This is a genomic window from Mesorhizobium sp. M1D.F.Ca.ET.231.01.1.1 (genome assembly GCF_003999155.2).
GTDB lineage: Bacteria > Pseudomonadota > Alphaproteobacteria > Rhizobiales > Rhizobiaceae > Mesorhizobium.
In genome coordinates, this window is record NZ_RZOZ02000005.1 from 451,257 (window position 1) to 476,123 (window position 24,867).

Consider the following 24,867-nt stretch of genomic DNA (forward strand, 5'->3'; position numbering starts at 1 on the left):
ATAAACCATGACGCCGGACCTTCTCTCGAGCCTTTCGCTCTCGACGCCGGAGCTGATCCTCGCCATCGGCGCGCTGGCGCTTCTGATGGTGGGCGCCTATTCGCGCTCCAACAACACGATGACGGTGACCGGCCTAGCGGTCGCGGTGCTTGTGATCGCCGGCCTGTGGCTGGCTTCCTCGGGCGGCGAGGGGGCTGCCTACGGCAGCGCCTTCGTCCAGGATTCCTTCGGCCGCTTCATGAAGATGCTGGCGCTGATCGGCTCGGCCGTGACGCTCGTCATGTCGATGCGCTTCGCCAGGCAGGAGCATTTCGATAAGTTCGAATATCCGGTGCTGATCGTGCTCTGCACGCTCGGCATGATGCTGATGATCTCGGCCAACGGCATGATCGGGCTCTATCTCGGCCTCGAGCTGCAGTCTCTGGCGATCTATGTGCTGGCGGCGATCAACCGCGACAATCTCCGCTCGACCGAGGCCGGCCTCAAGTATTTCGTGCTCGGCGCGCTGTCGTCCGGCATGCTGCTCTACGGCATCAGCCTGGTCTACGGCTACACCGGCAATACCGGCTTCCACGAAATCGCGACGGCACTCGGCAGCGGCGAGCGCCAGCTCGGCCTCGTTTTCGGCCTGGTCTTCGTGCTTGCCGGCCTCGCCTTCAAGATCTCCGCCGTGCCGTTCCACATGTGGACGCCGGACGTCTATGAAGGCGCGCCGACGCCGATCACCGCCTTCCTGGCCGCGGCGCCGAAGATGGCGGCGATGGCGCTGATCGTGCGCGTCACCATGGGCGCCTTCAAGCCGATCGCCGCCGACTGGCAGCAGATCGTCGTCTTCATCTCGATCGCCTCGATGGCGCTCGGCGCCTTTGCCGCCATCGGCCAGACCAACATCAAGCGCCTGATGGCCTATTCCTCGATCGGCCACATGGGCTACGCACTGGTCGGCCTTGCCGCCAACAGCCAGGCCGGGGTGCGCGGCGTCGCCATCTACATGCTGATCTATCTGGTGATGACGCTCGGCACCTTCGCCTTCATCCTTGCCATGCGGCGCAAGGAGGGCAATGTCGAGCAAATCGGCGATCTCTCCGGCCTGGCTTCGACCAATCCGATGATGGCCACCATCCTCACCATCCTGATGTTCTCGCTGGCCGGCATCCCGCCGCTCGCGGGCTTCTGGGGGAAGTGGTACGTGTTCCTGGCCGCCATCAACGCGCATCTCTACGCGCTGGCGATTATCGGCGTGCTGGCTTCGGTGGTGGGCGCCTATTATTACCTGCGCATCATCAAGATCATGTGGTTCGACGAGCCTGTCGGCGGCTTCGTGCCGATGGCCAGCGAACTGCGGCTCGTTCTCGGCGTCAGCGGCGCCTTCGTGCTGTTCTACGTGCTGATCGGCGGACCGATCGGCAGCTACGCCGAAGCCGCCGCAAAGACCTTCTTCTGACGGGATGGCATTTCGGCTGGCTCCAACCGCGGCGTCGGAGGGGTTCCGGATCGAGGCCCATGACAGCGTCGGCTCGACCAATGCGCTGGCGCTCGAGCATGCGCGGACCGGCGATCCCGGCAAGCTCTGGGTGGTCTCGAAGAAGCAGGAAAGCGGGCGAGGGCGGCGCGGCCGCGCCTGGGCGACGCCCGAGGGCAACCTGGCGGCGACGCTGCTCCTGGTTCCCGGCGGCGAGCTCAGGCTTGCCGCAACGCTCGGCTTCGTCGCCGGGCTTGCGCTTGCGGATGCGCTCGACGCCGTCGTCCCGCAAGGCCGGATCGCCGTTGCCCTGGACGGCGTCAGCGAAGGACGCAATCGCTTCGAATTGAAATGGCCGAACGACGTGCTGGCCTCCGGCGCCAAGCTCGCCGGCATCCTGCTGGAGTCGGCCATGCTCGATGGCGGCCGCTTTGCCGTCGCCGTCGGCATCGGTGTCAATGTCGTGGCTTACCCGCAGGATCTGCCTTATCCGGCGACTTCGCTCAAGGCGCTGGGTGCCAATTGCGATGCCGAGACGCTGTTCCTGGCGCTCTCCGACGCATGGAGCGAAAATGCCCGATTGTGGGACGACGGGCGCGGGCTTGCCGCCATCAGGAAACGCTGGCTGGCCCGGGCGGCCGGGCTCGGCGGTGAGGTTGCTGTCAAAATTGACGGCAATGTGGTGCGCGGCGTCTTCGAGACCATTGACGAGGACTGCCGTTTCGTGATCCGCGACGATGATGGATCCGTTCTGACGATCGCGGCCGGCGACGTGCATTTCGGCGCGGTCGCGTCAGCGCGGGTATAGTTTTGTTTTTGCGCAATTCCGGACGGAAAACCGTGACACACTCTTCCTGGAATTGCGCTGGTGGCTTGGCCTGAGCGGCCAGGAAGGAAAGAATGCATGGCGAATAAAGATAACGCCGAGCTCGTCTTCGCGCCGCTTGGCGGCGTCGGCGAGATCGGCATGAACTTCGCCCTCTATGGCTACGGACCGGCCGACGCGCGCGATTGGATTATCGTCGATGTCGGCGTAACCTTTCCCGACACCGCGCATCCGGGCGTCGATCTCATCCTGCCCGATACGCGCTTCATCGAGGAGAACCTCGACGGCTTGCGCGGCATCGTCATCACCCATGCGCATGAGGACCACTATGGCGCGCTGCTCGACATCTGGCCGAAGCTCAAAGCGCCTGTCTGGATGACGCCGTTCACCGCCGGCCTGCTCGAGGCCAAGCGGCAGGGCGAGCAGAACGCGCCGAAGATTCCGGCATCGATCTACCGGGCCGGCGAGAAGTTCACCGTCGGGCCGTTCGAGATCGAGGCCATTCCGGTGGCGCACTCGATCCCCGAGCCGATGTCGCTGGCGATCACCTCGCCGGCCGGCACCGTCATCCATACCGGCGACTGGAAGATCGATCCGGCGCCGACGATCGGGCCCATGACAGACGAGGCGCGCTTCCGCGCCTATGGTGACAAGGGCGTGCTGGCGCTGATCTGCGATTCCACCAATGCATTAAGGGAAGGCGAGTCGCCGTCGGAAGTGGCGGTGGGCGAGGGCCTGAAGGGCGTCATCGAGAAGGCCAAGGGCCGCGTCGCGGTAACCACCTTCTCCTCCAATGTCGGGCGCATCGTGTCGATCGCCAGGGCGGCGCGCGACGCCGGCCGGCAATGCCTGGTGCTCGGCCGCTCGCTGAAGCGCGTCATCGATGTCGCGGGCGAGCTCGGCTATATGGACGGCCTGCCGGAATTCATCGCCGAGGAGGATTACGGCTTCATCCCGCGCGAGAACCTGGTGATCATCTGCACCGGCAGCCAGGGCGAGCCGCTGGCGGCACTGGCGAAGCTGTCGCGCGACGAGATGAAGTCGGTGGCGCTCACGGCCGGCGACACGGTGGTGTTTTCCTCACGCACCATTCCCGGCAACGAGAAGGCAATCCTCGAGATCAAGAACCGGCTGATCGATCTGGGCATGAAGATCATCGAGGACGGCGACGCGCTGGTCCATGTTTCCGGCCATCCGCGCCGCAGCGAATTGCGCAAGATGTATGAATGGGTGCGGCCGCAGATCGGCGTGCCGGTGCATGGCGAGGCGGCGCATCTGGTGGCGCAGGGCTCGCTGATGTCGATGTCGGGCATCGGCCAGGTGGCGCAGGTGCGCGACGGCGATATGCTCAGGCTCTGGCCAGGCCCGGCCACGATCATCGACCAGGTGCCGTTCGGCCGCCTCTACAAGGACGGATACTTGATCGGGACCGACCAAGCGATGGGCATACGCGACCGGCGCAAGCTGTCCTATGCCGGCCATGTCGCGGTCAATGTCGTGCTCGACGACAAATACGAGCTGGCCGGCGACCCTGATCTGGTCGCCATCGGCGTCGCCGAGGCGGACGCCAGCGGCGAGACGCTGGAAGACCTGATGCTCGATGCGGCAATCGGCGCGGTGGACTCGATCCCTCGCCAGCGCCGAAAAGACCTCGACCTGGTGCAGGAGGCCGTGCGTCGAGCCGTGCGCGGCGCCGCCAACGAAGCCTGGGGCAAGAAGCCGCTGGTGACTGTATTCGTCACGCGGTGACGAATAAGGGAATAGGGGGGTAGGGGAGTAGGGAAGAACGAGCAATTGGTTTCTTCAGTCTTGTTTTTCCCTACTCCCTTACGGCCTACTCCCTTACTCCCCTAAAGCGGAGCTTTGCATGCTCGGACGCCTGAACCATGTCGCGCTAGCCGTGCCGGACCTGGCCGCGGCGAGCGCGGCCTATCGCGAAATGCTGGGGGCCCGGCTGGGCGAGCCGCAGGCACTGCCGGAGCACGGAGTGACGGTGGTGTTCGTCGATGTCGGCAACACCAAGATCGAGCTGCTGGAGCCGCTGGGCGATGCTTCGCCGATCGCCGCATTCCTCGAGAGGAATCCCTCGGGCGGCATGCATCACGTCTGTTACGAGGTCGACGACATCCTGGCCGCGCGCGATCATCTCAAGGCGAGCGGTGCGCGCGTGCTCGGCGACGGCAACCCGAAGATCGGCGCGCATGGCAAGCCGGTGCTGTTCCTGCACCCCAAGGACTTCTTCGGCACGCTGGTGGAACTGGAGCAGGCATGAACTGGGTTTCGTTTGTAGCGCTGTTCTTCGTCACATGGTGGCTGGTGCTGTTCGCAGTGCTGCCGTTCAGCCTGCGCACCCAGGACGAGGATAAGGACGTGACGCTGGGCACCGTTTCGAGCGCGCCCAAGGGACCGCACATGCTGCGCGCGGCGATCCGCACGACGATCGTGACCGCGATCGTGATAGGCATTTTCTACGGCCTGACGAGGGGGCTCGGCCTTGGCTTCGATGACATTCCGCACATCGTGCCGGACTTTAGTCATACTACCGGCCACTAAAGTCCTACACAGTCTCCGCAAGTATTGAGCCGCCGGCGCGCGCTTTGGTTGAAATCGGAAGCCGGCTTCCGATTTTCGCGGCTAATGATAGGTAATGCTGTTTGGCAGTCTGTCGTGCTAAGCAGATGATTGCACAAAAAAAATGCAAGGCACGAGGCCTTGCAATTTAAACGCGTCCGATCCGTTTCCGGTGTCCGGCGGCAGCGAGTTACCGCGCCTAGATCGCATCCTCCCAAGACTTTGACCGCGTAGGAGAGCAGATTTTTCTCCGCCCTCTCGGTTATCGGCGCACACTAGACCAAGGCAGGCGACAATGTCACGAAGAATTTTGCCTCTAAATGGGCAATATCGTGCTGCACTGCACAATAGTGGGGCAAGGCTTGCTTGTGAATCGATCAAATAGCCGGAAGGGGCACTTTGGCGGCCAAACACGCCTTTTTGATCATGCGCAGAACACCCCAACACTTTGGCGCGCTCGGGTTTCCATTCTGTCATGAAATGGCTATGAAGCCCGGGCAAGCAGCCTCGTGCGCGCCGATTCCACGCGCCGCAATTTTTTCATTCACGGACCAGTCCATGCGTTTGTCGCGCTACTTCCTGCCCATTCTCAAAGAAAACCCCCGCGAGGCGGAAATCGTCTCGCATCGGCTGATGCTGCGCGCCGGCATGATCCGCCAGCAGGGGCAGGGCAGCTTCTCCTGGCTGCCGCTCGGCAAGCGGGTGCTGGACAAGGTCTGCCAGATCATCCGTGAGGAGCAGAACCGGGCAGGGGCGCTGGAAATCCTCATGCCGACCATCCAGTCGGCGGACCTGTGGCGCGAGAGCGGCCGTTACAACGACTACGGCAAGGAGATGCTGCGCATCAAGGACCGGCAGGACCGCGACATGCTCTACGGTCCGACCAACGAGGAAATGGTCACCGAGATCTTCCGCGCCTACGTCAAGTCCTACAAGGACCTGCCGCTCAATCTCTACCACATTCAGTGGAAGTTCCGCGACGAGGTGCGTCCCCGGTTCGGCGTCATGCGCAGCCGGGAATTCCTGATGAAGGACGCTTACTCCTTCGATCTCGATTTCGAAGGCGCCAGAGCCGCATACAACCGCATGTTCGTCTCCTATCTCAGGACGTTCACGCGCATGGGCCTGCAGGCCATTCCGATGCGCGCCGACACCGGCCCCATCGGCGGCGACCTCAGCCACGAGTTCATCATCCTGGCTGACACCGGCGAGAGCCAGGTGTTCTGCGACCGCGCCTATCTGTCGCTCGACGTGCCTGGCGCGGACACGAACTTTGCCGACGATACCGAGATCGGCGGCATCGTGAAGAAATGGACCACGCCTTACGCCGCCACCGACGAGATGCATGACGAAACGGCCTGGGAGAAGGTCTCCGAAGGCGACAGGCTTTCGGCGCGCGGCATCGAGGTCGGCCACATCTTCCACTTCGGCGAGAAGTATTCGAAGCCGATGAATGCCAAGGTCACCGGGCCCGATGGCAAGGACCATTACGCTTCGGGCGGCTCGTACGGCATCGGCCCGTCGCGGCTTGTCGCGGCGATCATCGAGGCGAGCCACGACGAGAACGGCATCATCTGGCCGGAAGCGGTGGCGCCGTTCGACATCGGCCTGATCAATATGAAGGCAGGCGATGGCGAATGCGACCGCGTCTGCGATGAGCTCTACGCGGCGCTGACCTCGGCCGGCAAGGACGTGCTTTATGACGACACCGACCAGCGGCCGGGCGGCAAGTTCGCGACCGCCGACCTGATCGGCCTGCCCTGGCAGGTGATCGTCGGCCCGCGCGGCGTAGCCGCCGGCGAGGTCGAGATCAAGAACCGCCGCAGCGGCGAGCGCGAGACGCTGCCGATCGCCGAAGCCAAGAAACGCCTGGGTATCGCCTGATGAACGAGGCGGCTGCAGCTCGATCGCCGGCAGGCGCCTTTTCAGGCTTCGAGCGCATGGTGGCGTGGCGCTATCTGCGTTCGCGCCGCAAGGAGACGGTGATCTCAGTCATCGCCTCGATCTCCTTCCTCGGCATCATGCTGGGCGTCGCGACGCTGATCGTCGTGATGGCGGTGATGAACGGTTTTCGTGCCGAGCTGCTCACCCGCATCCTCGGCGTCAACGGCCATCTGATCGTGCAGCCGCTGGATTCGCCGCTGGAGGACTATGCGCAGGTGGCGAGCCGCATCAACGGCGTTTCCGGCGTCAAATACGCCATCCCGCTGATCGACGGGCAGGTGCTGGCGCAAGGCAATGTCGGCGGCGGCACCGGAGCGCTGGTGCGCGGCATTCGCGCGGAAGACCTCAACAAGATCTCGATCGTGTCCGGCAACGTCAAGCAGGGCACGCTCGACGGCTTCGACACCGGCGAGGGCGTGGCGATCGGCAAGCGCATGGCCGAGAATCTCGGGCTTGTGCTCGGCGACACCATCACGCTGATTTCGCCCGAAGGCGACGTCACGCCGCTCGGCACCACGCCGCGCATGAAAGGCTACAAGGTGGCGGCGATCTTCGAGGTCGGCATGTCGGAGTATGACAGCTCGATCGTCTACATGCCCTTCTCCGAGGCGCAGCTCTATTTCAACATGGACGGGCGGGCGCAGACCATCGAGATCTATGTCGACAATCCCGACAATGTCGATGCGCTGAAGCCGCCGGTCGAGCAGGCGGCGCAGCGGCCGATCGACCTCGTCGACTGGCGCCAGCGCAACGAGACCTTCTTTTCGGCGCTGCAGGTCGAGCGCAACGTGATGTTCATGATCCTGACGCTGATCGTGCTGGTGGCGGCACTCAACATCATCTCCGGCCTTGTCATGCTGGTGAAGGACAAGGGCCACGACATCGCCATCCTGCGCACCATGGGCGCCTCGCGCGGGGCGATCCTGCGCATCTTCCTGATGACCGGGGCCGCGATCGGCGTGACGGGCACGATCGCCGGCGTGCTGCTCGGCGTCGTCATCTGCCTCAACATCGAATCGATCCGCCAGTTCTTCTCCTGGATGACGGGCAGGATATTGTTCAATCCCGAGCTCTATTTCCTCAGCCAGCTGCCGGCGAAAATGGACCCGCGCGAGACCACCTATGTCGTCATCATGGCGCTCAGCCTGTCCTTCCTCGCCACGGTGTTTCCGGCATGGCGGGCGGCACGGCTCGATCCGGTCGAAGCCTTGAGGTACGAGTGATGGCCGAAGCCATTATCGAGCTGAAGGGCGTCGAGCGGCACTATGTCCAGGGGCCGCGCAAGCTCACCATTCTGAACGGCGCCGACTTCTCGCTGCGGCGCGGCGAGATGGTGGCGCTGGTGGCGCCTTCGGGCACCGGCAAGTCGACCTTGCTGCATACGGCGGGATTGCTCGAGCGGCCTGACGCGGGGGACGTGATCCTCGGCGGCCGCGCCTGCGGCCGGCTCTCCGACGACGAACGCACCGCGATCCGCCGCAACGATGTCGGCTTCGTCTACCAGTTCCATCATCTGCTGCCTGAGTTCTCGGCGCTCGAGAACATCATGATGCCGCAGCTGATCAAGGGGCTCGGCCGCAAGGAGGCGTCCGAGCGGGCGGCGCAACTGCTCGATTACATGCAGATCGGCAAGCGCGCCCAGCACCGGCCGTCCGAGCTCTCGGGCGGCGAACAGCAGCGCGTGGCCATCGCGCGTGCCGTCGCCAATGCGCCGCTGGTGCTCCTGGCCGACGAGCCAACCGGCAATCTCGATCCGGCGACCGCCTCATATGTGTTCGACGCGCTCGAGGCGCTGGTGCGGCAGTCGGGACTGGCGGCGCTGATCGCCACCCACAATCACGAGCTGGCCTCGCGCATGGACCGGCGGGTGACGTTGGCCGAGGGCAAGGTGGTGCCGCTGTAGGGCAGGCCGATATTCGGATGAGGCCGGCCGGGGAATGGCAGCTTCCTGCGCTTCCGGTACTCACTTACTATAAGTACGCTCCGTTCCGGCCTTCGCCGGCCGAAGCCTTACAAATGTCTCCGCTCTATGAAGGCTACGGCCGGCATAGGCCGGTTCTCGGAATCCGCCAATCTCAACTCGGCCTGATCCGAATCTCGACCTGCCTTCGGCCCAGTTCTGCGACCCCAAAAAGAGCCCAACCTTCTCGTCAATCTTTCCTTAACCTTACCCAAACGGATCGCTCGAATTCGCTCGGCGTGCCGCTTAGCGATCGTTGACATTCGAACAAAATTAGAACAAATTACGAACATATGAAAAACAGGAGAGAGTTATGGCCGATCTGGTTCAGGATATCGTCTCGCTGGTTTGCATGAGCACCTTTCTCATTTCCATGGCGATCTGGATTGGCGCCATGTGATCAGGCGGTCCGCCGCGGACGGGCAAGAGCCCGCCCGTTGTTCGGGCGGGCAAAAAAAGGCCCGCCCGGGGATGGGCAAGAGCCCACCTCTTGTTAAGTCTTTCTTGGCAGCGCGGCCGCTAGGCTGCTCCTTAAAAACGGGGAGCCAAAGGCAGTGTCGGTCATCGCCACGGTCACTCTCGTGGCCGGAAATCTCGGACTGATCTTTTTGCTGATGACCGTGCCGCTCGGGCGGCGCACGGTGACCGTCAGTCGTGTGATAGAGGCCGATCGGAAACGCCTCTGGCAGGCGCTTTGGCCGTTCGGCGCAGATGCCGGCTGGTCGGGCGAGATCCTCTCCGCCGAACCCTTGGACGGCGAGGGGACGGCGCTGATCAAACTGTCCTGGGAAGGGCGGGATGGCCGGCCGATCGAACGCAAGGCGCGCTTCGACGATGTGGCGGAAGGCAGCCGCTTCTCGATGCGCGTCATCGAGGATACGGCGCTCGATCCCTCGTTCTGGGCCGACTACCGCGAAACCACCGAACTCGTGCTCGAAGGCGGTGCGACGCGGGTCACGCTGACGCAGACCGACCGTTGTCGCGGCGTCGCCTTCCTGATCTTCCGTTACTTCGCCATGCGCCGCGAACTCGCCAAGCTCAAGGTCTGGGCGAGAACCGGCAAGTATCGCAAGGGCGGCTGGTTCGAGCATCCGGTTAGCCAGATCGGCTTCGCCGTGCTTTCGGCCTTCATCCTGTGGCCGTTCTTCGGTCTCAATCCCGGCGGGCTGGCGCTGGCCGCGATCCTGACCTCTGTGGTAGCACTGCACGAGCTTGGCCATATGGCAGCGTTCCGCCTGATGGGGCATCGGCGGGCGCGCATGATCTTCATCCCGCTGCTCGGCGGCATCGCCATAGGCGGCAGGCCCTATGACAGCCGCTTCGAGGTCGCCTTCGTGGCGCTGATGGGGGCCGGCTTCTCCGCCTTCCTGGTGCCTCTGCTGATCGCCGCCAGCGGCGTTGCCGGCAGCGAAGGGCACCGCTTGGCGGCGTTGCTGCTGGCAACACTTGCCGGCTGTGCGTCGCTGTTCAACATCGCCAATTTGGTGCCGGTGTGGAAGTTCGACGGCGGCCAGGTGCTGCGCCAGATCTGCCCGGGCCCGGTCGTTCTCGCGCTGGCGTCCTTCCTGCTGCTGACCGCCCTCTTGGCGCTCGGTTGGCGTGCCGGCTTCCCGCCCAGCTTCCTGCTTGTCGCCGGCGCGGTGTTCTCGATCCTCAGCCTGATCACCGTCGGAAGCGGCGTGAAGCCGCGCCACGAGTTGAAGCCGATCCATGCCTTCGACCGCCTGGCCATGGCCGGCGCGCTGCTCGCGGTCTTTGCCATCCATGGCTATGGCGTGCTCTGGGCCTCCGCACAGCTGATGTAGGGTGTGCTGAGAGTCAAATGATGCCGGCCTGCAACCCCTGGGTTCCTGCGCTTCCGGCCTTCGCCGGCCGGAGCACTCATGAGGGCCTAGCAGCTAAACTAAGGCTACGGCCGGCGTAGGCCGGTTATCGGAACCCACCTTGTTTGGTCGCTTCGCGCCCGTCTTCGACTCCGACTCGGCCTGACCTGAATCTCACCACACCCTTGGGGGTCAACCTGCCTTACGCGCCGGTTGAGCGTTCGGAGCTGCCGCAGGCCCGAACACATCCTCGAAGGCGGATTTCAGCGCAAGGTCGAGGTCGGCCATGGTCACCGGCAGGCCGAGGTCGACAAGGCTGGTGACGCCATGGTCTTGTACGCCGCAGGGCACGATGCCGCTGAAATGGGAAAGCTCCGGCTCGACATTGATGGCGATGCCGTGAAAGCTCACCCAACGCCTGAGCCTGATGCCTATTGCCGCGATCTTGTCCTCGGCGGGTGAGCCGTCCGGCAGGGCAGGGCGGTCCGGCCGCACCACCCAGACGCCGACCCGGTCCTCGCGCCGCTCGCCGCGCACGTTGAAGGCGGCAAGGGTGCCGATGATCCATTCTTCCAGCGCGGCAACGAAGGCGCGGACATCCTCGCGCCGACGCTTGAGGTCCAGCATCACATAGGCCACGCGCTGTCCCGGACCGTGATAGGTGTATTCGCCGCCGCGGCCCGCGGCAAAGACGGGAAAACGATCGGGCTCGATCAGGTCCTCGATGCGCGCGCTGGTGCCGGCGGTGTAGAGCGGCGGATGCTCGACCAGCCAAACCATCTCGCTGACGGCGCCTGTGCGGATCGCCTCGGCGCGCGCTTCCATGAAGGCAAGGGCATCCGGATAGGAAGTGAGGCCGGGCTCGATCACCCATTCGACCGGCGCCGAACCGGGAAGGGGCAGGAACGACGTGGCGATCTGGCTGCGTTCTGTCATGGACTGTTCGTTTACCGACTGTGTACGCCGGTCCCAAACCCTGTTGCAGCTTGGGGCGGCATTGCGCCTGCGCTTATATGGCGGCAATCGGCCAAAACGTCCAGTTCCGGTGGCGTGCCGGCGGCCCGTGAAGGGTTGTGCAAGTCAGCGACGAATATTCCGCACGGCGCACTTGTTTCGTCGGAAACGATTTGCTACAGGCCCCGAGCCGGACGGTTCCGGCTCCTACCACGTGCGGTCGTGGCGGAATTGGTAGACGCGCAGCGTTGAGGTCGCTGTGGGGCAACCCGTGGAAGTTCGAGTCTTCTCGACCGCACCATATGATTTTCTGGCCATTGAAATCATTACGAATTTTCCTCATTTCCCCGCACCGGACCGGGTAGGTGCGGGCGTTGGGCGTTCTCAATCTTTTCCGAAGCGGCCATAGCCAGGCGTTTTCGATCGGCCGTTTTCGTATACAGCGAGGCCATAGTTCCACCGGTCCAACCGAACAAAGCTTCGAGCTCTCGCATCGTTGCGCCGGCCTCGGCCGCTCGGGTAGCGCCAATTTTACGCACGCCATGAGCTGATTTTTTCACGCCGGCTTCATTGCAGGCGACACGGAACATGTTGCCGAAGCTTTCCTTGGTGAGCGGCTTGCCGTTCTCCCCGACGATGAAAGCCAGGTCTCCGGTTGGGCCTTGAGCCAGGGTGGCGGCCAGTTCCGGCAGGATCCGGATATGGACCTCGGTCCCGGTCTTCTCGGTCCGCAAGGTGGCGACGCCATTGCGCACGTGCTGCTTGCCGATCGTGACGGCATCACCGCGGCGGAGACCCGTGTAGAGCAGGACGTGGAGCCATACTCGCTCCTTGGTTCCAGCCGGCCACTTCTCCTCGTAGGCGATCACGTCGTCCTCGGTCCAGGCAGCGAAACCTTCGCCCTTGGGTCGAAGAGGGTTCTTTACCCCGGCGGTCGGATCGACCGAGACGAGCTCGGCCTCCAGTGCCCAGCGGAACAGCCCTCGCATGGCGTCCAGGAAGTTTCTAGCCTGTGCAGGCGTCGACGCCCGGTCTTCCCGGCCGTCGACGATCTTCTTGCGGGTGACGGCCTTGTAGGGCACATCACCGGCTTTATCGATGATGCCCTTGAAGATGTTGTCGCGCTGCTTCTTGGTGGCCTCGGAGAGGCCCCTGTAGGCGCTGCCGTCACGGTAGCGATCGATGAGCCACTTGAGGCTCCCGACACCTACCACGGCCTTCTTGGGCGGCGGTGAGCCAGCCAAGGCGGCCTGATATTCGATCTCGAACTCAGGCGAGCCAAGCAGCGGCAGACGAGTCCGCGGGCCTTTGCCCTTCCTGAAATAAAACACGAGCGTGCCGTGGCGGCTTCGTTCGCGTGTCACGAAGGGAGGCAGCTTGCGGGGCATGTGCTCGCTCAAAGACGGAAATCTTTTGGTTCGTCAGGAGTCACGGCCGACTTAGGGGCGTGGCACTTGGGAATCAGGCGGTAGGTCGTATTTCCGACCTGGACCTCAACGATGGCTTTCTCTGCTTCGGCTGCCCGGATCAAAGTCTGGGCTTGCCGCTGGGAGATGGCGAGGGAACGTGTCATCTTCGTTCATCCAAATGGTCGGCCCGGCTGCGGAGGCTTTGACGACCTCCGCGCTAGGTCGATTGGTAAGTTGCAGCTCGGTGGCTGCCTGGAGGGTTTGGTCGCCGTTGCTGGTGCGCAGCTTGACGATGGCTTGGTATAGGAATCGTAGACAGGAATTATTTCGGGAGCAAGGAATTATTACTGTCGAAATCCACATTATACTGTGCGGAATGAGTTAAATCATGCAGAGGATTATCGAAGATAATGGGTTTGAAAATCGAGATAATAGGTGAAGCGGTTACTGTGTATGCCAGGCGGATCGTTCGGCCTGAGTGCATGGTCCGGACTCGATGCCGAGGCCGTGTCGTTACCCTTTAGGCTCTTCTGAGTTTGCATCGGCTGGCGCCGCCGACTCCAGACAGGCGCGGTATTGCTTCATGAACTCCACGGAGAACAGTTCTCCGTGGAGTCGTCGCAAAGGCTGATTGCCGCGTTCTCGCCATTGAAAACGACTTGCCAATCGGCAGGCCGAGATCCAGAACTGCTTTCACTATCCGGGTGACCTCGTCATGGGTGATGCGTGCAGCTCGGCGGCTCATGGCTTTGGCCGAAACTCGGAAGATGCGAGCTTGGTGGTTTGCGCATAGGTCGTAGCGACCATTAAGTGGGCTGTCGCTGAAGATGCCGGCCCTATGCCCGAGAGCCTAGCCGTTTCCGCCTATCGAGAGGGGGCACAGAGGTCCGGCTCCTTCGCATTTTCGATTCCAGCGCTACTGCGTCGCCGAAAGGTTCCTTCAAACCTCTTGGTGGTCGCAAGCGAAGTGGACGAGGCCGGACGGATCGTCGCCGAGCAGTGTGATGATCGCCTCGAGCTCCGCCACGCGTTCCCTGGCAGCATTCAGCTCCTGGAGGCAATGCAGGCGAGCATGATCGTGGAGGGCCTCGCGAGCCCGAGCGATGTCGGGGAACTCCCCGATCATGACCGGATCGGTCTCGTCGTAGGCAGGGGTCATACTGGTTTGGATGTCTCTCATGGAGTCCTCTGTAGATACCTTTTCATTTTGTCTCTGTTGGGCTTGGCGCATACTGCAGGCTTATGCGGACATCGCCCTTGAGTTTCTGAACCAAGGTGCTCTTTGCTCGTGTTTGAGTCTGATCCTGCGTGTCAGTCGGAGCTCTCTTGGCTTCTGAAGCTGTATTTATGACAGGTTTGGCAAGCAAGGTTTTATTGCGTTCGCGTTCCACATTTTATTGTTGGTGTATTATTCGGATTATCTGGAAGATTATCTGAGTTAATCGATTCGAAAATCGAGATAATACGTGGAGCAGTTGCTGTGTGTGTCAGGCGGATCGTTTGGCCTCAGGGCTTGGTTAATCTCGCCTGGCTCGGTGCATCTCGTCGATCCCTGGCTGATCACAATGCCGAGGCGCGGCCGTTAGACTTGCCAAGGCTTGTTCAGGTGTTCGCTTAAAGGCGGGCGAGGTAAGGGTCCTCGCCCGCCTTCACTTCCAGCTCACGCTTCGGCGTAGCGCTGTGGAAGATATATGCCGGCTCCATCGGACTTGAATGGAGGAGTGACGCGGTTGCCGGGTAGAGCTGCCAGCTTGGTAACGACGCAATTGGCGCCAGCTATCGGCGTGAAGTTAGTGGCGACGATCCCACCTTTGCAGACCTAGTCACAGGCATCTTCTGACTTTGCATCATCTGGCGCCACCCACGCCAAGCAAGCGTGGCACTGGGCCAGGAACTGTTCGGACATGGGCTCGCCATGGATCCGTGTTACGGGCTGGCCACGGCGCTTGAAATAGTAGCGGAGCGTCCCGTCCTTGTTGGGGCGGGTTACCAGGTATTCGAACTTGATCAGCATGGAGGATCTCACAGTTTGGATTGGTATTCAGCGGCACCAAGTTCTTCTTGTTGCCACGTGGTTGGGACGCATCTCCCGCTTTTTGCGGGGACGATGATGGATGCCTTCAAGAGCAGGCAGGTAGGTTTCGGACGAAGGCTGTCGTGAAGGTAGCTGGCCACAGGGTTCAGCGGGATGCCGATGGCAAGCCGGTTCGAAACCGGGCTGCCTATGGCTCAAGTTGGGGTGTCCACCTCACGCGAACCAAAAGCTCGGTTAGGTGTAATGAGACCGCCGAGACCAGGGAGAAGAGGCATGGTTGCACGGATACCTAGCCAACCGACAATGGCATGACCGTAAGGGTCGATCAGATGCCTTCGATCATCGGGGCTAAGTACCCGTGCCGCCACGTGGTCGCAGCTCGTTACCTTTTAGGCTCCCTTTCGCCGACTTCGTCGGAAAAAGTCGCAACATCATTTAGAAAGTTGGATGGAGTTCAACTTTTTCCATGACGCCTGAGGGCTGCTGACCACAGTCCATCGTGTGAGCAGAAAAGGGCGAACAAGGAGGTTGTACCTCCTTCCGGATCTTAGCCTTCGGCGTTGGCTAAGGATGCGATGCGTTCACTTCTACAGATGCAAAAGAGGCATCGCAGTGCTGTTACGAAGCCTGGTCCGTATCCGTTGATACCCTACCGGTCGGTGACGTGGCGCAAGGTTGCGCCGCAGACTGCAGGCCCGCTTTCGAGAGCTGCTGAAGTCTCGGATCGAGATCCTGATACGGTACAAGACTCGTCGGGTGCTGGCTTGACCGTTGTCCGGTCGGGGAACCGACCGTCCACTTCCTTGGCGATTCATAGGGTCGAAGGGTGGACACACTGATGAGTTTCGGGAACTTTCGACGCCCTCGTTGTCGACCACCAAGTGTTCGGGCGGTTGCCTGCTGAAAAGCAGGTACCACAATGCGATCCGCGGCCTGCTGGCGCTGGAACCAGGTTCAATGAATTGAGAACTTTCGAGGATTCTCACGGCGTAGACTCCGATGCGTTAGGTGATTGTTGCTGATTTTGCTCTGCGCTTGGGCGATCCCAAGCCAAAAAAAGCAATGGAATTCAACTCCTCGTCAGGCCGGAGCCTTCCCGGCGTGAGCATCGTGTCGTTATCGAGCGCGTCGGAAGAAAGCCCTCGACCAAGATTGCAACAGGACACTGGTCGTTTCGCAGAGGAAGCGTGCAGGAAAAGTCATTTTGGCCCAACTTTTAGAGAGAGGGCAGGGCAGATCCGATAGGCTTTAGGTTGGGTTTAGGTGGGTGGATATTCCGGCTGGCTTACAGGTCGGCTGGGAATTGAAAGTATCCAACCGAAAGTGTCGGGAGGAGCCTGGCCAAGTTGGGTCGAAGTTCTTCTCAACCTGCTTGGCACGAACCAAGCGAACCGAGCGAACCAAGGAAGCAAGGAACCAAGGAACCAAGGAACCAAGGAACCAAGGACACCGGGGTCAATGATCGATGGATGGAACCAGGAGCTGAATTGCCATTCTCGGGCCGGGTGCGAGGTATAGCGTCGAGAAACCCAGAACCTCAAATTCCGGCCGAGCAACCGGTTGATGTCCCGGAAGGATTATCTACAAAATCCCTCTGAATATTATCTCGATAATGCTCCCCAGCTTCGCCTCCGCGTTACCCGTCGCTCGCTGCGCTCGCTAGGGACGCGGCGCGAAGCTGGCTCGCATTCGTCTCCCCTGTCGGTGTTATCTCGCGTATTATGTGTGATATTAAAGAGTGGATTATTAAAGTAACGATCGGAGGACTATAAGGGTTATGATCGGAGGATTATTAAGGTAACTAATCGAAGAGTTATAGAGGTTATAATCGAAGGATTATCGAGGTTATGATCGGAGAGTTATAAAGGATATGATATGATGATTATGAAGATTATGATCGGCGGAATATTATAATAATCTAATTGATTGGTAACGGACCGGAACGGATTTTTGATTTTGAAAGCGGAAAGGCGGGGCGGTGGAAGGACTGAGGATTTTTTAGCGGCGTGTCAATGATCTGACAATCCGATTTCTTTCGTCCCACAATGAAATGTGGATTTGTAGCTCAAGATGATTGAGCGAAGGATCGTTCCTTGCTCCCGGGTTGTTTTGGGTTGCCGCAGAGTTTTGAGCTTTGTGGCTCGTCGCGGATATGCATCCAGGTCATTGGTCCATGATCTCAAAAAGGCCACCGTAGGGCACCTCTCGGAGGAGTGCCCGTCCGGTGAGCATGATCTTCCAGCGTCTGAGGCTTGGATCGCTCCTACAGTACCTGTGAGGCCTGACAACCGGCCTTTGCGGCTTGGACATGATCGCGAGTTGGTGGCACTGCTTGGCTGTTTGGTCGAGCTGGCAGAATCCGGCGTATGAGCTGCGGTGGTTCTGGTTGCTGGTTCAAGCGCTTTGCCGAGCCAGATGGAGCGGGCTCAGATGACTTGAGATAGGCCGCTCGAAGGAATGGCTCACGTCTCCGCCACAAGGGGCTGTAAGGCGTCAAAGGCACGGCAGCAATGACCGAGCGACTCGTAGCTAGTTTGCATGACATTGATGCCCGGGCTTGAGAGTCTAGTTGGATGAGTACCTCGTCTCGAGCCAGGGAGGTTGGATCTCCCGAGACTATGCGGCATTGGTAGGTTCTTGTTCGTCTGCCCAGCCGATCGCCAGGCGTACATGGTCCACAAAGATCGATATGTCGGGGCCGGACGATCCCGATCAATCCTGGCGCCTTCAATGGCGGTCAAGCGCTCTGACGTTAGACTATCCAAGCAATTAAAGCCTATCGAGGGAACTATCTACCTACACCGTGTGTCCCGAAAGCGGCGGCAAGGATTGCCGCCGCTGTGTGTTGGCTTGTCTCGATGGTTCGTAGTCTCGTCGAGCTCCGAGATTGTAGCCATGATCATGGCCTCCATTGGTTCACGGTCATCTTGACCTCAAGACGCCCGAAGGCGCGAAGCGCCGGAACCATGGGAATGAACCGAACCTTGGAACCAGGAACAAGAGGGGGAGGGTTTGTTGGTGTGACCAGAGACACCCGGGGGGGGTAGTTCGAACCAGGTGTGTGGTCCCCTGGTGTGATATGGCGTCGGACCTAGCTATCGCAAATCTCGTACTGCGATCTATGCGGGGGAAGTCTCCCCCTTATGGAGCCATGGAAAGAAAACCTCCACACCGCAGTCCCATGCAAACCGGTGGGCTGACAGCCCCGGGCAAATCCTGGGTGGCACGCTCGCTTGGCTGACAGAGCGGAGCTCTGTCAGCCAAGGACCTATTCTCGACATGTTCGATATCAAGCGTTTTCAACGAGCACGCAGTGAACTGTGGTCTCGAGCCGAGAGGCGGGCGACTTGGACTCACGTGAGTGGGCAGGATGATGCCCGCTCTCGTCGAATCGTCTGTCGATGCCTGAGTGCTTTCACATCGAGCCCTCGATCCAGTTTCGTCCAGAGAAGCCTCTCCCTCCCGAGCCAGTGGATAAGGGGAGAAGCGAGCCAGGTGTCCCGGGAGCATCCCGAGGAGCGCAACGAGCGAAGCGAGTGAGCACCGGAGGGAAATGCGGTGAGGAGCACCTGGCGAGCATATACGAAGATAATGAGCCAGAGAAAATGATATAATAATTATCTAGATAATCCCCTTTAAAAAATATTGCAGGGATTTTCTGTTAATGGTTTTGAAAACCATGATAATGATTATCTTGGAAATGGTTTCCCCACCTTCTTCTATTTATAATATATTGCTATATTATAAATACTTCTTCTTCTTCTCCTTTCTTCTTATATATAAGAAGAGAGAAGCTGGAGCCCTCGGCGGGGTGTCCTACAGGACATAAGTCCTGTAACCTGCAGAAGGGGGTGCTGGCAAGCCCCTTCGACAAGAAAAATACTCAGCGCTCCTAGAGCTCGGTGGAATGTGGACTTCTGCCAGGATCCTCAGCCACCTCGAATTGGTAATCCTGGGATGACGTGGTGAGCACGGTGATTTCCATCGTGGCTTCAGTTCGATCGGGCAGGACAGTGTCCGTGATGGACGAGCTCAGCTGGCTCTGGGGTTTTCTTCCGAATGCAAATCGGCGTCGGTAAAGCGATGTGTCCCTGCCGCCGGGTGCTCTTACTTGAGCCGGGTTCGTCTCAGCGATGCATGCCCTGAGCGCTCAAGGGTGGAAGAGACTTTGCACCCAAGCGGCGTTCGACAAGGGGCCGCTAGCCAAGGGAACGAGCCCGCTGCAGTCCACACGGCAGGGACGTAGCGTACCGGGTGTTCTCAGGTCTGCAGCCATCGATGCAGTTCGTTCGAAAGCGCCTCCCTTCTCGAGCCGACGGGATCGGCTCCCCATGGTTCGACCCTGCGTAGAGACCCAGGATGAGTTCCGCAAGTACGTTGCAGAGAGCAGCTACCCTTTGGCCATCCGCCGAGCCGTCGGTGAGCGGCAAGATGTGTCACATGTCGCGGGAGCCAGGGGATGGACGCCAATCGAGCCGCCCCATTTCCAGATAATATTATCTTCATAATGCGGGGAAAGACTTCCCCTCCCTGAGCCATGGGGAAGAGGAGAAGCGAGCCAGGTGATCCCGGGAGCATTCCGAGGAGCGCAGCGCAGCGAGCACCGCAGGAAAATGCGGTGAGGGGAATCCTGGCGAGCATTATCAAGATAATGGAACCAAGGAAATGCACGAGATAATCCGTATAATGATTATCTGAATAATGTTTCTGAAAAATATAGCAGGGATTTTCCGCTAATGGTTTTCTAATTGCCTGGTAAACATTATCTTGTTAATGCTCTTTGATAATGAATGGGGTTCCCCATTCCCCAGGCGAAAGATCCTTTCAGGATCTGAGCATACCTTCGCCCGTCCGTCTCTCTCTATAGAATCTCTCCGAATTGGAGAGGGGTGAGAAAAGAGGCAGATGTAGGCTTGCGGCGTTTCGGAACAGAGCAAAGCTCTGTAACTTGCGGAAAGGGGGGTTGGCAAGACCCCCGCTTAAACTTTCAGGGGTGCCTTCAGTGAAATGTGGGGCGCCCCCAGGATTTTTCTTCGACGTCGATCTCGCACCAGCCGAGTTGTCGGTCGCTGGCTAGGGGGGCACCGCGTCGACTTCGAGCTCGGTCGGGTTGCCGTCCTTGTCCATCATCATGGCCACGGAAGGGTCAAGAGCTCGCCGGCTCCGAGCGAGACAGTTCTGAGGCTGCGATGCTTTGGGCCCCAAAGCTGGAGGACCCTCTCTTGGTTCGGACCCAGTTCCGATATGCAGAAGGGCCGGATTATCTCAAAAATCAGGAACGAAAATCAGAAATAATGGGCACGGTAAATAGCGATGGTTGAGCGTTCGAGGCTTGGGGGCCGTGCCAGCCAGGCCGACACTCGGTAGGCGCAAGTTGTGTCACGCCGTGGGAGGTGGACGAGCTGGCTCGGGGATTTTCCTTCCGAATGCAAGCCGGCCCCCGTTAGGCGATATGTCCAGCAGCCTGGTTGCTCTTACGTCGAGCCGCTTTCCAGCGATGGCAGTGTAGACGAAAGCCATTTAAGCAGGCCATGCCCTGGGCGCTCGAGGCTAGGAGAGGCTTGTCACCAAGCAGTGGCGTTCGCCTCGTGGTCACCACCCTTGGCGACGAGCTCGCCGCATCTACAAAGCAGGGCGACGTGGTGTAAGCAACTGAGTGCCCTCACGTCGATCATGTCCAGTAGGCTCCTGTGGAACCAATGGAACGAACTCCTCATGCCTGAGACTCAGGAGTCCATACTGCCAGGTGAGCCGGAAGCATCCGGAGTGTAGTGCGGCGGAGCGGAGAGGATGATGCGGCGAGCATCCTGACTCGCATTATCAGGATAATGAGCCAGTGATTATCCCGATAATGCCCTTGATAATGAATGGGCTCCCAAGCCCGGTCAGGCCAAAGATCCCCTCAGGATCTGAGCATATCTTCGGCCATTCGTGTCTCACTCACTCACCTACCCACCGCACTCACTCACGAACTCACGCATCGCCCGCTTGCGCATTGCCCGCCCATCACGTCACTCACTCAATCTCTAGAGCCTCTCCGAGGTGGAGAGGCGGGCGATTAAAAAATGAAGATGAAGGCCGAGGCGCTTTGCCGAAAGGGGGGCAGCGCCCTCTAACTCGGGGAGGAGGCGCGGTCTCACCGAAAGTTCAAGTTCAGCCGCTGGATCTCACCCGCGAAGACTGAGCAATCGGGGACGAGGCCGATCCAGGGAGCGGCCCAAAGGTTGCTCCGACGTCAGTGCGGATCATTGCGCGTCGCGTCGAGCAGGCGACATCGTCTCGGTCAGAAATCGCCGCTCCAGGGTCGGCTGATCGAATTCTTTTGGGCCGGCGTGTGTCGTTGGATCAGACGGGGGCTGCCTACGCCTTTGCAGCGGCGGATCGCGGCAGTCTGCGGCTTTCGACCAAGAACCCTATTCGCTCTTCCCGGGCCAAATCAATTCGATCCATCCCGGCGCGTGATCGCTTGGCTTTTCCCAACCGCGTACCGCAACATCGACGCCGGCGCCGCGCAGCCTGTTTGAAAGGGCGGGACTGATCAGAAGATGATCCATCCGCAGACCGGAGCTCCGGTCGTAACCGCCCCGGTAGGAAAAGTTCCAGTAGGTGTAGACGCCCTTCTCGGGGTGGAGGTGCCGAACCGCATCCGTCCACCCCATCTCCAGCATGTCGGCGTAGGCCTGACGGCTCTGCGGGAAATACACCGCATCGCCCAGCCAGCGTGCCGGCACCGCAGCATCGATTGGCGTGGGCACCACGTTGTAGTCGCCGCAGAGGACCGTCTCTTCTTTGAGCAATGTCTGTGCATGGCTGATCAATCGCTGAAACCAGCCGAGCTTGTAATCGAATCTTGGGCCGGGCGCCGGATTGCCGTTGGGGAGGTAGACGCAGCCGATCACCAGTCCGCGGACCTCGGCCTCGATGTAGCGACTGTGCGTATCGTCAGGGTCGCCGGGCAGGCCACGCCTGCGCTCCAGCGGCTTTGTCCCGCGCGCCAGAATTGCTACCCCGTTGTAAGACTTCTGGCCGTGCCAGATGGCGCCGTAACCAGCCTCCTTGATAGCATCGGCAGGAAACTTATCATCGGATGTCTTGAGCTCCTGCAGGCAGACAATGTCGTACCGGGTTTCGCCGAGCCATCTGAGGAGAACCGGCAATCGTCCGTTGACGCCGTTTACGTTGAAGGTCGCGATTGTGGTCATGGCGGTCATCTTAGTCGATGATCTTTCCGAGCTGTCCCCGGCGATTCCTGGCTTTGCTGCCTAGCTGTTCTCCTTGTACGTTTTGGCGGCCTCCTCAATCTTGCGCCAATCGTTTCCGTAGCGCCGCACAAGCTCCCGCGCCTGCGCCGGCGATATGTTTTGCGTTTCCACGATATGGTTCACTTCAGCCTCCTCGCCCTTCAGCGGACGCGAACGAGGCTTCTTGGGCCGGCCCGTCCCCGGTTCCTTTGCGGCTTGTCTGGGCATGAATCGATCCTCTCTGGATTCGGATTAACCGTCGAGCGCATGGAAAGTTTCTCCAAGCTTCGCTCGTTGCGCAGTTTCGTCTGTCTGTATTCCTTGCCGCTGTGTGGCGTGAATCCAAACGGCTTCCGCAGCGTTCTTTGCTGGCAGTGCTGCCAATAGCAAACCCATGGAAAAATCTGACGCCCTTGCCGCACCGCAGGCACCCGATGGTGCCGAAGTGCACTTCCCGTATGATCGAAGCACGGTTGAGCGGTTTCGGCGTGCATTCCCGCGCGCCAGGTGGAGCGACGAGCGCGGGAGCTGGTTCGTCCCGGGAAAGACGGCAGCGCGGCGGGTCGAGCGCTGGCTGGCGCAAGAGGCGGCTTCGCGCACAGCCTATGACGACAGCAAGGGAAGAGACGCCGTCGCCTTCGATCCACTGTCGAGCCGGTATCTGCAAGTCGCAGACGACCTGCTCATCCGCACGCCTTATTCCAGGACCGTTGTCGAGGAGTTACGAGCTGTTCCATGGGCGAGTTGGGATGATGAATTGCGAGCCTGGAGGGTGCCTTTCCGCTCCTATGAGGAACTGCAGCGCCGTTGGCCAAAGCATCGAAAGAGCCGCCCAACGCGCCGAGCCTGAGGAGAGGAAACGGCGATCGGAAGCTAACAAGCACTCGGGCGAACACAAGGCCGCTAAACTGCGCCATGCCGAGCGCAGGCGCCGTCGCTATCCGCTTTCAGCCGAAGACCTGCCTCCGTTCGGTCGCGCTGTGGCGACGCAGCAATACGGCATCGTCGTCTTCACCGGGATTTCAGGTGAGCTCGCTGATGACCCGGAATTGTCAGCGTTCTACCCCCAACTGACGGACACGGCCGTCGATCATGTATGGGCTAGATGGCGGCCAGCGACCTTGACTGAACTGGTCAAGACATGGCCGGCGCGGCGCCCTGCCGGATCGACCGAACGATCGAGAGGGTGGTGGCAGCCGACACTGGACGAACTCAGGATCGCACGCCGAACGGCGAGAAGCTTGGAGCGAAGAAGGCAAAGGATTGCGTCGTTCTAGCCCTTTTGGCTGGGAATCCACGCCGAACGGCGAAGTATGTCGTACGGGAATCCATGGGATCCGTCGTGCGACCTAGGCTTCGCATCCTGTGACTTTAGATCAGCTCGAGCGCGGCGTTCGGTTCCGCCTCCTGGTCGCACGTAGACTCTATGCTGGCAAGGCGCTCGATGAGCTAGGCGCCGCCCCGCAGTCTGGAATGGGATAGTTTGGCCGCTGAGATCATCACCGTCTTCGCGAACGGCACTGGGCACAATCGAGGAAATCAAGAAGGCGTTGATCAAGGGAACCCACGCCGTAAATCGCTTTCCTAAATGTGCGGAACCAATCCGCTCGACCGAAGTTCCCGACCATTGGGGAAAATCCTATGGCAGAGAGCAAGCAAGAGCGCGGCGAACGCGTACAGGCAGAGAAGCAATTTCGTGTGCGGTTCCTAGTGCGCGAAACGAGCATCACGGAGGCGCAGGCGCGCGACCTTGTCGAGATGATTGGCATTGATGCGAACTCGCTCCTTCGCGAGGCGCGTCTTCTGGCGAGGAAGCAGACCTAGTCCTCTGCATAGAGAATTGACGGTTTGGACAGGACGTAGGGTTGGCATGCTACGCTAGTCGGCAACGAAGACTTGCAGATGTTTGTTCCACCCATGACAACGCGGTGTAGAACGGAAGTCTCGATACACTCGGCTGGGTGAGCCTGCGCAGTTCACAAAGCGGCCTGATGACGACGAAGCGGTTCAAACAAAAAAGCCCGCCGGCCAGCCGCCGACGGGCGAGGATAAAGCTGAAGTACCTGGGTTGCGCATCGCCGGAGGACAACGTGCACAAGCAGGCACAGATGTAACAGATGGGCATCCGTTCCCGCCCTCGCACGCCAGTCCTATGCAACGAGGTGCCAAACTCTTAGGTCCCGCGGACGAAACATATAACAGGCTATCGCATTGGATGCTGACCGGCGAGCAATGAGTCCGTTCATCGTCGGTTGGTGATGCCCGCCATATCCTGCGATGTGACGGGCATCCACCAAAAGAACAGGGCCGGGTCGGACGAGGGACCTCGATATTCCGCGAGTTCTTGTGTGAGCGTCTGGTATGCCGAGCTGACATCGGAACCAAATTTGCTTTTTGGGCCCGGTTGCACAGGTCCCGGCGCTTAGCCTCTAAGAGATGCTTCAATCCCGAGCCGGCACGCTTGGACGAAGGATTTTGCTTCCCCTGGACTGACGGAATAGCCGCTAGGTGTTTAGTCCCGGCATTTGATGGATTGGATCGAGCCTGAAGCGTTCAGGGTCCTTTGTCCAGCATTTGCAGATGTATTCGTAGGGGGTTAGCCCCGTCAGTGTCTTAAGCCGGCGCCCGAAGTTGTAAGCGTC

At 60.3% G+C, this 24,867-nt stretch carries 16 protein-coding genes, 1 tRNA gene and 1 pseudogene; 11 read left to right on the forward strand and 7 right to left on the reverse strand.

Translation table 11 applies throughout. The annotated features are described in order from the left end of the window. Window positions 1-7 precede the first annotated feature (7 nt). The 9 genes from nuoN to EN874_RS17180 all read left to right on the forward strand — a co-directional run bounded on the left by nuoN (window position 8) and on the right by EN874_RS17180 (window position 10,568). Entirely contained in the window at window positions 8-1,444 is a 1,437-nt protein-coding gene (gene nuoN, locus EN874_RS17135) for an NADH-quinone oxidoreductase subunit NuoN (protein ID WP_127425786.1), read from the forward strand. A gap of 4 nt (window positions 1,445-1,448) precedes the next feature. Beyond that, window positions 1,449-2,270: a biotin--[acetyl-CoA-carboxylase] ligase gene (locus tag EN874_RS17140; RefSeq protein ID WP_127425787.1), complete on the forward strand. Its 822-nt coding sequence runs from the start codon at window positions 1,449-1,451 to the stop codon at window positions 2,268-2,270. Window positions 2,271-2,366: 96 nt separating this feature from the next. Continuing rightward, on the forward strand, window positions 2,367-4,037 hold the full coding sequence (locus EN874_RS17145; protein ID WP_127425788.1) for a ribonuclease J: 1,671 nt from the start codon (window positions 2,367-2,369) through the stop codon (window positions 4,035-4,037). 118 nt (window positions 4,038-4,155) lie between these two features. Continuing rightward, window positions 4,156-4,560, forward strand: coding sequence for a methylmalonyl-CoA epimerase (mce, locus tag EN874_RS17150; RefSeq protein WP_127425789.1), 405 nt, complete (start codon window positions 4,156-4,158; stop codon window positions 4,558-4,560). Further along, entirely contained in the window at window positions 4,557-4,841 is a 285-nt protein-coding gene (locus EN874_RS17155; RefSeq protein ID WP_127425790.1) for a DUF1467 family protein, read from the forward strand. The genes mce and EN874_RS17155 overlap by 4 nt, the downstream gene beginning before the upstream one ends. 576 nt (window positions 4,842-5,417) lie before the next feature. After that, window positions 5,418-6,743 carry a proline--tRNA ligase gene (proS, locus tag EN874_RS17160; RefSeq protein ID WP_127425791.1) on the forward strand — a complete coding sequence of 442 codons (1,326 nt, stop codon included), beginning with the start codon at window positions 5,418-5,420 and terminating at the stop codon, window positions 6,741-6,743. Beyond that, window positions 6,743-8,026: a lipoprotein-releasing ABC transporter permease subunit gene (locus EN874_RS17165; RefSeq protein ID WP_127425792.1), complete on the forward strand. Its 1,284-nt coding sequence runs from the start codon at window positions 6,743-6,745 to the stop codon at window positions 8,024-8,026. Before proS ends, EN874_RS17165 begins: the two co-directional genes overlap by 1 nt. After that, on the forward strand, window positions 8,023-8,706 hold the full coding sequence (locus EN874_RS17170; protein WP_189394123.1) for an ABC transporter ATP-binding protein: 684 nt from the start codon (window positions 8,023-8,025) through the stop codon (window positions 8,704-8,706). Before EN874_RS17165 ends, EN874_RS17170 begins: the two co-directional genes overlap by 4 nt. Window positions 8,707-9,317: 611 nt before the next feature. Then, entirely contained in the window at window positions 9,318-10,568 is a 1,251-nt protein-coding gene (locus EN874_RS17180) for a site-2 protease family protein (protein ID WP_127425795.1), read from the forward strand. Between the two features lie 210 nt (window positions 10,569-10,778). Here EN874_RS17180 and lipB read toward each other — a convergent pair whose 3' ends face one another. Further along, window positions 10,779-11,522: a lipoyl(octanoyl) transferase LipB gene (gene lipB, locus EN874_RS17185; protein ID WP_127425796.1), complete on the reverse strand. Its 744-nt coding sequence runs from the start codon at window positions 11,520-11,522 to the stop codon at window positions 10,779-10,781. Between the two features lie 234 nt (window positions 11,523-11,756). Between lipB and EN874_RS17190 the strand changes: the two genes are divergently transcribed. Next, a tRNA-Leu gene (locus EN874_RS17190) sits at window positions 11,757-11,841 on the forward strand. Window positions 11,842-11,866: 25 nt separating this feature from the next. On the opposite strand, the gene EN874_RS17195 is transcribed toward EN874_RS17190, so the two are convergent. From EN874_RS17195 to EN874_RS17215, 5 genes are all read right to left on the reverse strand, one after another. Continuing rightward, window positions 11,867-12,928 carry a tyrosine-type recombinase/integrase gene (locus EN874_RS17195; protein ID WP_127425797.1) on the reverse strand — a complete coding sequence of 354 codons (1,062 nt, stop codon included), beginning with the start codon at window positions 12,926-12,928 and terminating at the stop codon, window positions 11,867-11,869. Window positions 12,929-13,889: 961 nt separating this feature from the next. Further along, window positions 13,890-14,129, reverse strand: a complete 240-nt coding sequence (locus EN874_RS17200; RefSeq protein WP_127425798.1) for a hypothetical protein — start codon at window positions 14,127-14,129, stop codon at window positions 13,890-13,892. Window positions 14,130-14,768: 639 nt separating this feature from the next. Beyond that, on the reverse strand, window positions 14,769-14,963 hold the full coding sequence (locus EN874_RS17205; protein ID WP_127425799.1) for a hypothetical protein: 195 nt from the start codon (window positions 14,961-14,963) through the stop codon (window positions 14,769-14,771). Between the two features lie 6,434 nt (window positions 14,964-21,397). After that, the gene (gene xth / locus EN874_RS17210) at window positions 21,398-22,186 is read right to left on the reverse strand and encodes an exodeoxyribonuclease III (protein WP_127425828.1); all 789 of its coding nucleotides are present in this window, start codon (window positions 22,184-22,186) and stop codon (window positions 21,398-21,400) included. A 60-nt stretch (window positions 22,187-22,246) separates the two neighbouring features. Then, window positions 22,247-22,453, reverse strand: a complete 207-nt coding sequence (locus EN874_RS17215) for a hypothetical protein (protein ID WP_127425800.1) — start codon at window positions 22,451-22,453, stop codon at window positions 22,247-22,249. Between the two features lie 1,413 nt (window positions 22,454-23,866). Here EN874_RS17215 and EN874_RS17225 point away from each other — a divergent pair. Continuing rightward, the gene (locus EN874_RS17225; protein WP_127425801.1) at window positions 23,867-24,049 is read left to right on the forward strand and encodes a hypothetical protein; all 183 of its coding nucleotides are present in this window, start codon (window positions 23,867-23,869) and stop codon (window positions 24,047-24,049) included. A 680-nt stretch (window positions 24,050-24,729) separates the two neighbouring features. Here EN874_RS17225 and EN874_RS17230 read toward each other — a convergent pair. Next, window positions 24,730-24,867 (reverse strand): annotated as a pseudogene (locus EN874_RS17230) (IS481 family transposase); the annotation flags it as partial.